The sequence below is a fragment of the Streptomyces gilvus genome, from assembly GCF_022513565.1.
In the GTDB taxonomy this organism is placed as follows: Bacteria; Actinomycetota; Actinomycetes; order Streptomycetales; family Streptomycetaceae; genus Streptomyces; species Streptomyces gilvus.
Genome location: NZ_JAKWBE010000008.1, coordinates 271,054 through 283,693 on the forward strand (window position 1 = coordinate 271,054; position 12,640 = coordinate 283,693).

The following is a 12,640-nucleotide window of genomic DNA, read 5'->3' on the forward strand; positions in this document are numbered from 1 at the left end:
TTTCCCATGAGGCTGCGGTCATGAGCGGCACAGGGCCGGTCGAACCCGCCGGGCCGGCCGAGACAGGCGCCGGCCACGACGTGATCGGCGCCGACGCGCCCCACCTCGGCGACCAGGCACTCGACCGCTGGCGCGCCCTGTCACCACGCGTCCGGGGCGCCACGCTCGCGGCCGCCACCCTCACCACGGCCGGCCTCGCCGCCGTGCTCCTGGCACCCGGCACCGGCCCCGACCGGGCCCTCCCAGCGGCCGCCCCGGTCCCCTTCCCGGCGAACGTCACCGGATGGCACTACCTCGGCCCCGCCACGCCCCCGGGCCCCCGCAGCGGCCTGTTCCGCTTCGCGGTCCGGGTCGACAGCGGGCCGCCCGTCACCCTCACCGTCGTCGACGCCGCCTTCGCCGGACTCGACGCGACCGTCACCCCCGAACCCGCCTTCACCGTCCCCGCGGGCACCACCCGGCGGGTCACCGTGAGGATTTCCGTGACCGACTGCTCCGGCCTCCCGCTCGATGCCGACCTACCATTTCTCGACGTAACGCTCCGTAACACGCGCGCAATACAACACCACAGCTTCATCTTCGACGGCGCCTACTCCCAAGACCTCTCCGCGGTGCTTCACAGGGCCTGCGACCGCTCCCCCGCCCCGCTGCCCTCACGGCCAAGCGGAAGTGCAGGTTCTCAGAATGCGGACTGAACGGAAATTCCGCCAAAACGGCTGAGAACCCCCTTCCCCCCACCCCTGTGTGCACCACGTCATAACAAGAAAGTCACAAGCCAGTGCACGGCGATGCTCATGGGTACAGACCGGGCTTAGAGTCACGGCCAGTCACCGCTCCATCGGGAGTTCGGTACATGCGCGGCACTCATCGCCTCCCACCGGGGCGAAAGTGCCTGCGGAAAGGACTGATTGTGCGTAAGCGTTCCTTGGTGATTCTGACCTCCGTCCTGACCACCGGAGCTCTGACCCTCACCGCCTGCGGCTCCCGGGACAACGGCAACAAAAGCGGTGGCAGCAGCTCCGGCACCACGCTGACCATCGGAGTCGACGCTCCGCTGTCCGGTGAGAACTCCACCACTGGTCTCGGCATCCAGTACGGCGTCCAGATCGCCGTCGACGACGCCAACAAGAACAACTGGGTCCCGGGCGTCAAGTTCAAGGTCAAGGCCCTGGACGACAAGGCCCAGCCCGCCACCGGCCAGTCCAACGCCACGGCCCTGGTCGGCGACGCCTCCGTCGTCGGCGCCGTCGGCCCCCTGAACTCCGGCGTCGCCCAGTCCATGCAGCAGGTGTTCAACTCGGCCAACATGGTCGAGATCTCCCCCTCGAACACCAACCCCACCCTGACCCAGGGCAAGGACTGGCAGACCAACAAGTCGCGGCCGTACAAGACCTACTTCCGCACCGCGACCACGGACGCCCTGCAGGGCAGCTTCGCCGCCGACTACGCCTGGAACGGCCTCAAGAAGAAGAAGGCCTTCGTCGTCGACGACAAGCAGACCTACGGCGCCGGCCTCGCGGGCATCTTCAACGGCGCGTTCAAGAAGCTCGGCGGCAGCATCGCCGGCACCGACCACGTCAACACCGGCGACACCGACTTCAGCTCCCTCGTCACCAAGATCAAGGCCTCCGGCGCCGACATGGTCTACTACGGCGGCCAGTACGACGAGTCCGAGAAGATCACGAAGCAGCTCAAGGGCGCCAAGGTCAACATCCCGCTCATGGGCGGCGACGGCATGTACGCCACCACCTACATCCAGACCGCCGGCCAGGCCGCCGAGGGCGACCTCGCCACCTCCGTCGGCGTCCCCGCCGACACCCTGCCGGCCGCGAAGAGCTTCATCGCGACCTACAAGTCCAAGGGCTACAAGGGCGACTACGGCGCCTACGGCGCCTACTCCTACGACGCCGCCACCGCCATCATCAAGGCCGTGAAGGCCGTCAAGGACGCCAACGGCGGCAAGCTGCCCGCCAGCGACCAGCTGCGCTCCAAGGTCGTCGACGCCGTCCAGAAGTCCGACTTCGACGGCATCACCGGCAAGGTCTCCTTCGACCAGTACGGCGACACCCAGAACAAGCAGCTGACCGTGTACCAGGTCAAGGGCGGCAAGTGGGTCGCCGTCAAGACCGGCACGTTCAACGGCTGATCTTCAGCGGCTGACCCCAGCCCCGGAAACACCGCACCACGGGCCGCGCGGAAGGAGGACCCCGACCGCGCGGCCCGTTCTCACATCCACCCCAAGCACACGACCAGTGCATACGACCACCAGCGACATGGAGGCCATGCGGTGCACACTCTGCCGCAGCAGCTGGCCAACGGGCTGCTCCTAGGCTCGATGTACGGGCTGATCGCCATCGGCTACACGATGGTGTACGGCATCGTCCAGCTCATCAACTTCGCACACGGCGAGATCTTCATGACCGGGGCGTTCGGCGCCCTCACGGTCTACGTCTACATCCTGCCCGACGGCACCTCGATGTGGGCCGCAGTCCCCCTCATGCTGATCGGTGGTGGCATCGTCTCCGTCCTCGTCGCGGTCGGCGCAGAACGATTCGCCTATCGACCGCTACGGCAAGCGCCACGCCTCGCGCCCCTCATCACGGCCATCGGCCTCTCCCTGACCCTCCAGGAACTGGTCCGCAACTTCTACCCCGGCGCCGACAAGTCCCGCGCCTTCCCCAGCCTGGACGCCACCCACAGCATCGGCTCCGTCGACATCACCGACGCCGACATCTTCCTGGTATGCGCGGCCATCGTCTGCATGTCCTCCCTCGCCTGGTTCGTCCGCAAGTCCCGCACCGGCCGCGCCATGCAGGCCACCGCCCAGGACCCCGACACCGCACAGCTCATGGGCATCGACACCAACCGCATCATCGTCGTCGCCTTCGCCATCGGCGGCTTCTTCGCCGCCGTCGCCGCACTCTCCTACGGCCTGAAGTACGGCAACATCGACTACCGCATGGGCTTCCTGATGGGCCTCAAGGCCTTCACCGCCGCCGTCATGGGCGGCATCGGCAACATCTACGGCGCCATGCTCGGCGGCGTCGTCCTCGGCATCGCCGAAACCCTGGCCTCCGCCTACATCAGCAACATCCCCGGCATGCAGCAGCTCGGCGGCCAGAGCTGGGCCAACGTCTGGGCCTTCGTACTCCTCATCCTCGTACTCCTGTTCAGGCCACAAGGCCTGCTCGGCGAGCGCGTCGCGGACAGGGCGTGATGACATGACCGAGACCAAGAGCCCCGCCACCCCGCCCGCGGACGCCACCCCCACGACCGCCACCCGCGGCCTCATCGGCCTGCCCCTGCCGGCCGCCCGCGCCCTGCTGCTCCTCGGCGGCATCGCCACCGCAGCCTCCGCCTTCCTCGCCTGGACCTGGACCAGCGACTTCCCCGGCGACCTCACCGTCTACGGCTACCCCGGCGGCCTGCAGTGGCTGACCTTCGTCGCCGGAGTCCTCACCGCCCTCTTCGCCCTCGCCTCCTACGGCGTCCGCGGCCTGCGCTGGCTGCTGCCCGCCCGCAACAACGCCCCCCTGGTCCTGACCGCCCTCGGCGGCTTCGGCGTCACCTGGTTCACCGCCATCGAGATCGCCGCCAAACTCGGCGGCCTCGCCAACTGGGAACCCGGCACCTACATCGCCGTCGTCGCCTCCCTCATCCCCGTGATCGGCGCCTTCGCCCTCCCACAGGAGGCCGGCGAAAGCACCAAGGAGACGCTGAAGGCGTACATCGCCAAGCCCGAAGCGATCCCCGCACCGCAGCCGATCGCCCCCTGGATCCAGCGCCTCATCATCACCATCGTGGCCGCCCTCGGCCTCGGCGTCTTCGCCTACGGCATCGACACCCAATACGGCGAGATCTTCATCGGGTTCCTCATCGTCCTCGTCTTCGCCGTCTGGGCGCTGCACACCGCCGGCCTCCTCGACCGCTTCTCCGCCATGGTCGCCGACAACCGCAGCTTCACCCTCGCCATGGGCTTCCTCGCCGCGATCGCCTTCCCCCTCACCCAGACCGACGACCACTACGCCAACATCGGCGTCAACATCCTCATCTTCGGCACCGTCGCCCTCGGCCTCAACATCGTCGTCGGCCTCGCCGGCCTCCTCGACCTCGGCTACGTCGCCTTCCTCGGCGTCGGCGCCTACACCGCGGCCCTCGTCTCCGGCTCCGAGTTCTCCCGCTTCTCCGGCGTCCAGTTCCCCTTCTGGGCCGCCGCCCTCGCCGGCGCCGCCGCCTCCCTCATCTTCGGCGTACTCATCGGCGCACCCACCCTGCGGCTGCGCGGCGACTACCTCGCCATCGTGACCCTCGGCTTCGGAGAGATCTTCCGCCTCGCCGTCAACAACATGGACGGCGTCTCCGGCCCCGACATCACCAACGGCCCCAACGGCATCCCCTCCATCCCCGACCTCAAGCTCTTCGGCTTCAACTTCGGCGAAGCCCACGACCTCGGCGGCTTCACCATCGGCCGGTTCGCCAACTACTACCTGCTCATGGTCCTGGTCATGGCCCTCGTCGTCACCGTCTACCGACGCGCCGCCGACTCCCGCATCGGCCGATCCTGGATCGCCATCCGCGAGGACGAGACCGCCGCCACCGCCATGGGCATCAACGGCTTCCGCGTCAAACTCATCGCCTTCGCCCTCGGCGCCTCACTCGCCGGCCTCGCCGGCACCGTCAGCGCCCACGTCACCTACAACGTCGTACCCAACCCCTACCAGTTCGCCGGCGCCGCCCCGCCCAACTCGGCCTTCCTCCTGGCCGCCGTCGTCCTCGGCGGCATGGGCACCGTCTCCGGCCCCATCCTCGGTGCCGCCCTGCTCTACCTGCTCCCGGAAAAGCTCGTCTTCCTCCAGGACAAGTCACTCCTCGCGTTCGGCATCGCGCTCATCCTGCTGATGCGCTTCCGCCCCGAGGGCATCATCGCCAACCGCCGCCGCCAACTCGAATTCCACGAGACCGGCCAACTCGACGTACCAGAAACCACGACGCTGTCCGACGAACCGGCCGTCACCAAGGCAGGGGCGTAAGGAACCATGACGACACCTGTACTCGAAGCCCGCGACGTCACCATGCGCTTCGGCGGCCTCACCGCCGTCCGCTCGGTCGACTTCACGGTCAACAGCGGCGAGATCGTCGGCCTCATCGGCCCCAACGGCGCCGGCAAGACCACCTTCTTCAACTGCCTCACCGGGCTGTACGTCCCCACCGAAGGCACCGTCTCCTACCAGGGCACCGTCCTACCGCCCAAACCACACCTCGTCACCAAGGCCGGCATCGCCCGCACCTTCCAGAACATCCGCCTCTTCGCCAACATGACGGTCCTCGAAAACGTCCTCGTCGGCCGCCACACCCGCACCAGAGAAGGCCTCTGGTCCGCCCTGCTGCGCGGCCCCGGCTTCAAGAAGGCGGAAAAGGCCAGCGAAGCACGCGCCATGGAACTCCTCGAGTTCATCGGCCTCGCCCACAAACGCGACCACCTCGCCCGCAACCTCCCCTACGGCGAACAGCGCAAACTGGAGATCGCCCGAGCCCTGGCCTCCGAACCCGGCCTGCTCCTGCTCGACGAACCCACCGCCGGCATGAACCCCCAGGAAACCCGGGCCACCGAGGAACTCGTCTTCGCCATCCGGGACATGGGCATCGCCGTCCTCGTCATCGAGCACGACATGCGCTTCATCTTCAACCTCTGCGACCGCGTCGCCGTACTCGTCCAAGGCGAGAAACTCGTCGAAGGCACCTCCGAAGTGGTCCAGGCCGACGATCGCGTCATCGCCGCCTACCTCGGCGAACCCTTCGAAGGCGACCCGGCCCAGAACGAGGCCAAGGCCGCCGGCACCACCAAGGGAGAAGCCCAGTGACCGCACTCCTGGAGGTCGAGGACCTCCACGTCGCCTACGGCAAGATCGAAGCCGTCAAGGGCATCTCCTTCTCCGTCGAGGCCGGCCAGGTCGTCACCCTCATCGGCACCAACGGCGCCGGCAAGACCACCACCCTGCGCACCCTCTCCGGACTGCTCAAGCCCAGCGCCGGCAAGATCACGTTCGACGGCAAGCCGCTCACCGGCGTCGCCGCACACAAGATCGTCGCCCTCGGCCTCGCCCACTCCCCCGAAGGCCGGCACATCTTCCCCCGGCTCACCATCGAGGAGAACCTCCAGCTCGGCGCCTTCCTCCGCAAGGACAAAGAAGGCATCGAGAAGGACATACAGCGCGCCTACGACCTCTTCCCCATCCTCGGAGAACGCCGCAAGCAAGCCGCGGGCACCCTCTCCGGCGGCGAACAGCAAATGCTCGCCATGGGCCGCGCCCTCATGTCCCAACCCAAACTCCTCATGCTCGACGAACCCTCCATGGGCCTCTCCCCGATCATGATGCAGAAGATCATGTCGACCATCGTCGAGCTGAAGTCCCAGGGCACGACCATCCTGCTCGTCGAACAGAACGCCCAGGCGGCGCTCTCCCTCGCCGACCACGGACACGTCATGGAAGTCGGCAACATCGTCCTCTCCGGCACCGGCCAGGACCTCCTGCACGACGAATCGGTCCGCAAGGCGTACCTCGGCGAGGACTAGGCCTACAGCGGCATACGACAAGGCCCGCGCCCCTGATCACTCAGGAGCGCGGGCCGTCGTCGTACCTCTGCCAGGGCGGTCAGCCCTTGGACGCCTTCTTCTCGTCCGCGTCCTGAATGACCGCCTCCGCCACCTGCTGCATCGACATCCGGCGGTCCATGGAGGTCTTCTGGATCCACCGGAACGCGGCCGGCTCCGTCAGCCCGTACTCGGTCTGCAGGATCGACTTCGCCCGGTCCACGAGCTTGCGGGTCTCCAGCCGCAGCGTGAGGTCGGCGACCTCCCTCTCCAGCTCCTTCAGCTCGGTGAACCGCGACACCGCCATCTCGATGGCCGGCACCACGTCGCTCTTGCTGAACGGCTTCACGAGATAGGCCATCGCACCGGCGTCCCGGGCGCGCTCGACGAGGTCCCGCTGCGAGAAGGCGGTGAGCATCAGCACCGGGGCGATCCGCTCCTCGGCGATCTTCTCCGCGGCGGAGATACCGTCCAGCTTGGGCATCTTCACGTCGAGGATGACGAGGTCCGGCTTGTGCTCACGGGCGAGCTCGACGGCCTGCTCGCCGTCGCCGGCCTCACCGACGACGCTGTAGCCCTCCTCCTCCAGCATCTCTTTGAGGTCGAGCCGGATCAGGGCCTCGTCCTCGGCGATGACGACACGGGTCGTCAGCGGAGGCACGTGCGACTTGTCGTCGTCGGCCGCGTCTACGGGCTGGGGCGACTCGGGGGAGGTCACGGGGGCTCCTTGGTCAGGGCAGGGGTGGTGCTCCGAGAAGCGTACCTAGCTGCAGGTCCGCTTGGTCACCCGGTACACTCCTCAGGGGTCACCAGCCGGGTTGGCGGAATGGCAGACGCTGATGTCTCAAACACATCTGTCCGAAAGGGCGTGCGGGTTCGAATCCCGCACCCGGCACAGGAGGATCTGAAGCGGAAGGTCACCTTCGCGTGATTTTCCGCTTTTTGCTGCACAGGGTCACGATTGTTCACCCAGTGTGTCCGTATGAACTTTCACGGTACTGAGGTTCGACAGCACGCGGTCACGCTCCTGAGGGACGGCATCAAGAACGCAGACGTCGCCAGGGCACTCAACATTCCGGTCGGCACCATCAGCTATTGGAAGCACCTGGATCGCGCCAAGCGCGGGGAATGTCCTGGTGCCCATAATCCTGCTTGTCCACGGTGTGACGGGCGCGCCATGGATCTGACCGCGTACGCCTACCTGCTGGGCCAATACCTCGGGGACGGACACATCAGCCACTATGCGCACCATCGCGTGCCGAGCCTGATGATCGCCTGCGCCGACGCGTGGCCAGGTATCGCCAACGAGACCGAGGCCGCGATGCGAGCCGTCTTCATGGACAACCGCGTACATCGCCTGCAGCGCACCGGTTGCCAGAACATCAAGGTCTACTCCAAGCACCTGGCTTGCGTGTTCCCCCAGCACGGCCCCGGCAAGAAGCACCATCGTCCCATCGCACTCGAACCCTGGCAGCAAGAGATCGTCGACGCGTACCCCTGGGAGTTCATCCGCGGTCTCATCCACTCCGATGGCTGCCGGATCACCAACTGGACGACCCGCCTCGTGGCCGGGGTGCGCAAGCGCTACGAATACCCCCGGTACTTCTTCAGCAACAAGTCCGATGACATCCGGAAGCTCTTTACCGACACGCTCGACAAGGTCGGCGTCGAATGGACCACCCTCGCCCGCGGCAGCGACCCCTTCAACGTCTCCGTCGCCCGCAAGGCCTCCGTAGCGCTCCTCGACGCCCACGTAGGCCCCAAGTACTGACCCGCGTCCCCTACTTCGGGCTGTCGTCCTCGCCGATGTGGTGGACCCGGACCATGTTCGTCGAGCCCGAGACGCCGGGCGGTGAGCCTGCCGTGATGACGACCACGTCGCCCTGCTCGCAGCGGCCGTACTTGAGGAGCAGCTCGTCCACCTGTTCGACCATCGCGTCCGTGGAGTCGACGTGCGGGCCGAGGAAGGTTTCCGCGCCCCAGGTGAGGCTGAGCTGGGAGCGGGTGGATGGTTCCGGGGTGAAGGCCAGGAGGGGGATCGGGGAGCGGTAGCGGGAGAGGCGGCGGGCGGTGTCGCCGGACTGAGTGAAGGCGACCAGGAACTTCACGCCGAGGAAGTCGCCCATCTCGGCGGCGGCGCGGGCCACCGCTCCGCCCTGGGTGCGGGGCTTGTTGCTCTCGGTCAGGGGCGGCAGCCCCTTGGCGAGGATGTCCTCCTCGGCCGCTTCGACGATTTTCGCCATGGTGCGGACGGTCTCGATGGGGTATTTGCCGACGCTCGTCTCGCCGGAGAGCATCACCGCGTCGGTGCCGTCGATGACCGCGTTCGCGACGTCGGAGGCCTCGGCGCGGGTGGGGCGGGAGTTGTCGATCATCGAGTCGAGCATCTGCGTCGCCACGATCACCGGTTTGGCGTTGCGCTTCGCCAGTTTGATCGCGCGCTTCTGGACGATCGGGACCTGTTCGAGGGGCATTTCCACGCCGAGGTCTCCGCGGGCGACCATGATGCCGTCGAAGGCGGCGACGATGTCGTCGATGGCGTCGACGGCCTGTGGTTTCTCCACTTTGGCGATGACGGGGAGCCAGCGCCCTTCCTCGTCCATGATGCGGTGCACGTCCTCGATGTCCCGGCCGCTGCGGACGAAGGAGAGGGCGATGACGTCGAAGCCGGTGCGCAGCGCCCAGCGCAGGTCGGCTTCGTCCTTGTCGGAGAGGGCGGGGACGGAGACGGCGACGCCGGGGAGGTTGAGGCCTTTGTGGTCGGAGACGATGCCGCCTTCGACGACCGTGGTGTGGACGCGTGGTCCGTCGACCTGGGTGACTTCCAGGCAGACTTTGCCGTCGTCGACGAGGATGCGTTCGCCGGGGGTGACGTCGGCGGCGAGGCCGGGGTAGGTGGTTCCGCAGGTGTGGCCGTCGCCTTCGGCGTCTTCTTCGACGGTGATGGTGAAGCTGTCGCCGCGTTCAAGGAGTACGGGGCCCTCGGTGAAGCGGCCGAGTCGGATCTTCGGGCCCTGAAGGTCGGCGAGGAGTCCGACGCTGCGGCCGCTTTCGTCGGCGGCCTTGCGAACGCGCTGGTAGCGCTCCTCGTGCTCGGCGTGGCTGCCGTGGCTGAGGTTGAAGCGGGCTACGTCCATTCCGGCGTCGACCAGGGCTTTGATGTGGTCGTAGGCGTCGGTGGCGGGGCCCAGAGTGCAGACGATCTTTGCTCGGCGCATGGTTCGAGCCTAGGCCTTACCGGCGGGTAGCGAACTGGACGGACATGACTACTCAACAACCGTTGGGTGAAGGGCTGTTGACAAGTATTGAATTGTGCATGGGGCCGCTCCGATGAGCATGCGAGCGGCCCGCGTACGCCGGCGTCGATTTGCTGCAGTGATGCCTACAGGTGCGGCGGCCGCATGGTGAACCGGGCGTTGACGGTGGCGTTCACTCGCTGCCGCTGGGGTTCGAGGTCGAGGGCGGCGGGGGTGTCCTCGGCGGGCGCCCCGTAGGCCATGGAGCGCATCCGGCCGCCGGGTGCCTGGGGGTAGGGCGGTGGGGTGCCCTCCGCTCCGATGTCGGCGAGTTCCACCAGTGCCGCGAGTGAGGTGCCGAGTGCCTCGGCGTATTCCCGTGCCCGTTGCACGGCTTCCCGGACGGCTTGTTGCCGGGCCTGCCGGTGGGCCGGGGAGTCGGGGCGCAGCGCCCACCAGGGGCCGTCGACGCGGGTGAGTTCGAGGTCGGCCAGTCGGGTGGTGAGTTCGCCCAGGGCGGTGAAGTCGGTGAGTTCGGCGGTGATGTGGACGCGTCCGTGGTAGGCGTGGATTCGTTCGCCGCGGCCCTTCTCCTTCAGTTCGGGGCTGATGGAGAAGGCGCCGGTTTCGAGGTGTTCGACGGCGTCGCCGTAGCTCTTGAGGAGGTCGAGGGCGGTGGCGTTGCGTTGGGTGAGGTCGTCGAGGGCGGCGCGGCGGTCTCGGCCGCGGGAGGCGACGGTGACGCCGATGCGGGCGATTTCGGGGTCTACTTCGAGGCGGGCCTCGCCGCGGACGGCGATTCGGGGGGCGTCGGGGGTGCCGTAGGGGGCGGCGGGCTGGGGGGCGTCCGGCGTTGGGGTGGTCATGCGTCTCACTCTGTCATTTCTCGGTCGATAACGGCCTCGGGGTGGGCGAGTTGAGTCATCAGATCGCAACCTGCGGGACCTGTTGCCGCTTGCCGTGGCCGGGTCAGAATCTACGCGCGTCGTTGACCTTTTCCCGAGGAGATCGAGACATGCCCTTGAACCGCCGGAAGTTCCTGAAGAAGTCCGCCGCGGCCGGAGCGGGCGTGGCGCTGGCGAGCGCGGTGGCGGCTCCGGAGGCCGAGGCCGCGCAGAGGCCGGCCTCTCGGCGGTACTCGCTGACCGTCATGGGCACGACCGACCTGCACGGGCACGTCTTCAACTGGGACTACTTCAAGGACGCCGAGTACTCCGACAAGGCCGGCAACGCCCAGGGCCTGGCCCGTATCTCGACCCTGGTGAACCAGGTGCGCGCGGAGAGGGGCCGCTGCAACACGCTGCTGCTGGACGCGGGCGACACGATCCAGGGCACCCCGTTGACGTACTACTACGCGAAGGTGGACCCGATCACCGCGAAGGGCGGTCCGGTGCATCCGATGGCGCAGGCGATGAACGCCATCGGGTACGACGCGGCGGCGCTGGGCAACCACGAGTTCAACTATGGCCTGGAGACGCTGCGCGCCTTCGAGCAGCAGCTGCGGTTCCCGCTGCTGGGCGCCAACGCGCTGGACGCGAGGACGCAGAGGCCGGCCTTCCCGCCGTACGTCGTCAAGAAGTTCCGTGTGCCCGGCCTTCCGCCGGTGAAGGTGGCGGTGCTCGGGCTGACCAATCCCGGTATCGCGATCTGGGACAAGGCGTATGTGCAGGGGAAGCTGCAGTTCCCGGGGCTTGAGGAGCAGGCCGCGAAGTGGGTGCCGAGGCTGAAGTCGATGGGCGCCGACGTGGTGGTGGTGTCCGCGCACAGCGGTTCCTCCGGCACCTCCTCCTACGGTGACCAGGTGCCGTACGTGGAGAACTCGGCGGCGCTGGTGGCGCAGCAGGTGCCGGACATCGACGCGATCCTGGTGGGCCACGCGCACGTGGAGATCCCGGAGTTGAAGGTCACGAATGCCACGACGGGGAGGACGGTGGTGCTCTCGGAGCCGCTGGCGTTCGCGGAGCGGTTGTCGGTCTTCGACGTCGAGCTGGTCTTCGCGAAGGGGCGCTGGAGTGTCGAGTCGGTGGCGTCGAAGGTGCTGAACTCCAACACGGTGGCCGACGACCCGAAGATCACCAGGCTGCTGTCGGACGAGCACGCGAAGGTCGTCGAGTACGTCAACCAGGTCGTCGGCACGGCGACCGAGACGCTCACGACGGTCGAGGCCCGTTTCAAGGACGCGCCGATCATCGACCTGATCACCAGGGTCCAGGAGGACGTGGTGAAGGCGGCGCTGGCGGGCACGTCGTACGCTTCGCTGCCGGTCGTCGCGCAGGCCTCTCCCTTCTCGCGCACCTCGGAGATCCCGGCCGGCGAGGTGACGATCCGGGACCTGTCGAGCCTGTACGTGTATGACAACACGCTGGTCGCCAAGCTGTTGACGGGTGCCCAGTTGCGGGCGTATCTGGAGTACTCGGCGGAGTACTTCGTGCAGACGGCGGCGGACGCGGTGGTGGACGTGGAGAAGCTGACCAACGCCGGCGGCCGCCCGGACTACAACTACGACTACGTGTCGGGCCTTTCGTACGACGTCGACGTCTCCCGGCCGGCCGGTTCGCGGATCGGGAACCTCACCTATGCCGGTGCCCCGCTGGACGACGCGCAGCAGTTCGTGCTGGCGGTGAACAACTACCGTGCCAACGGGGGCGGCGCGTTCCCGCATGTGGCGTCCGCGCGGGAGCTGTGGTCGGAGTCGACGGAGATCCGTACGCGGATCGCGGAGTGGGTGACGGCGAAGGGTGTGCTGGACCCGAAGGACTTCGCGTCGGTGGACTGGAGGCTGACCCGGGCCGGAACGCCCCTGTTCTAGCCC

Annotated in this window: 11 protein-coding genes and 1 tRNA gene; 9 read left to right on the forward strand and 3 right to left on the reverse strand. The window is 67.6% G+C overall.

The genetic code is table 11. The annotated features are described in order from the left end of the window. Window positions 1-20 precede the first annotated feature (20 nt). From MKW14_RS15690 to MKW14_RS15715, 6 genes are all read left to right on the forward strand, one after another. A complete protein-coding gene (locus tag MKW14_RS15690) occupies window positions 21-695 on the forward strand; it encodes a hypothetical protein (RefSeq protein ID WP_240863156.1) in 675 nt (224 codons plus the stop codon). Window positions 696-925: 230 nt separating this feature from the next. After that, window positions 926-2,146 carry a branched-chain amino acid ABC transporter substrate-binding protein gene (locus tag MKW14_RS15695; RefSeq protein ID WP_240863157.1) on the forward strand — a complete coding sequence of 407 codons (1,221 nt, stop codon included), beginning with the start codon at window positions 926-928 and terminating at the stop codon, window positions 2,144-2,146. Window positions 2,147-2,287: 141 nt separating this feature from the next. Then, entirely contained in the window at window positions 2,288-3,217 is a 930-nt protein-coding gene (locus MKW14_RS15700; protein ID WP_240863158.1) for a branched-chain amino acid ABC transporter permease, read from the forward strand. A 4-nt stretch (window positions 3,218-3,221) separates the two neighbouring features. Beyond that, a complete protein-coding gene (locus MKW14_RS15705; protein ID WP_240863159.1) occupies window positions 3,222-5,030 on the forward strand; it encodes a branched-chain amino acid ABC transporter permease in 1,809 nt (602 codons plus the stop codon). A gap of 6 nt (window positions 5,031-5,036) precedes the next feature. After that, window positions 5,037-5,861 (forward strand): ABC transporter ATP-binding protein, encoded by an 825-nt coding sequence (locus MKW14_RS15710; protein WP_240863160.1) that lies wholly within the window; start codon window positions 5,037-5,039, stop codon window positions 5,859-5,861. Continuing rightward, window positions 5,858-6,574, forward strand: coding sequence for an ABC transporter ATP-binding protein (locus MKW14_RS15715; RefSeq protein ID WP_240863161.1), 717 nt, complete (start codon window positions 5,858-5,860; stop codon window positions 6,572-6,574). Before MKW14_RS15710 ends, MKW14_RS15715 begins: the two co-directional genes overlap by 4 nt. Window positions 6,575-6,653: 79 nt before the next feature. Here the strand turns inward: MKW14_RS15715 and MKW14_RS15720 are convergent, their stop codons facing one another. Continuing rightward, the gene (locus MKW14_RS15720; protein ID WP_240863162.1) at window positions 6,654-7,310 is read right to left on the reverse strand and encodes an ANTAR domain-containing response regulator; all 657 of its coding nucleotides are present in this window, start codon (window positions 7,308-7,310) and stop codon (window positions 6,654-6,656) included. A gap of 94 nt (window positions 7,311-7,404) precedes the next feature. Between MKW14_RS15720 and MKW14_RS15725 the strand changes: the two genes are divergently transcribed. Both MKW14_RS15725 and MKW14_RS15730 read left to right on the forward strand, forming a co-directional pair. Next, a tRNA-Leu gene (locus MKW14_RS15725) sits at window positions 7,405-7,487 on the forward strand. An 87-nt stretch (window positions 7,488-7,574) separates the two neighbouring features. After that, a complete protein-coding gene (locus MKW14_RS15730; protein WP_240863163.1) occupies window positions 7,575-8,363 on the forward strand; it encodes a helix-turn-helix domain-containing protein in 789 nt (262 codons plus the stop codon). A 10-nt stretch (window positions 8,364-8,373) separates the two neighbouring features. Here MKW14_RS15730 and pyk read toward each other — a convergent pair whose 3' ends face one another. Further along, window positions 8,374-9,810 carry a pyruvate kinase gene (gene pyk / locus MKW14_RS15735; protein WP_240863164.1) on the reverse strand — a complete coding sequence of 479 codons (1,437 nt, stop codon included), beginning with the start codon at window positions 9,808-9,810 and terminating at the stop codon, window positions 8,374-8,376. Between the two features lie 164 nt (window positions 9,811-9,974). Beyond that, a complete protein-coding gene (locus tag MKW14_RS15740; RefSeq protein ID WP_240863165.1) occupies window positions 9,975-10,694 on the reverse strand; it encodes an SIMPL domain-containing protein in 720 nt (239 codons plus the stop codon). 149 nt (window positions 10,695-10,843) lie between these two features. On the opposite strand from MKW14_RS15740, the gene MKW14_RS15745 reads away from it, so the two are divergent. Beyond that, window positions 10,844-12,637, forward strand: coding sequence for a bifunctional metallophosphatase/5'-nucleotidase (locus MKW14_RS15745; RefSeq protein WP_240863166.1), 1,794 nt, complete (start codon window positions 10,844-10,846; stop codon window positions 12,635-12,637). Window positions 12,638-12,640: the final 3 nt, after the last annotated feature.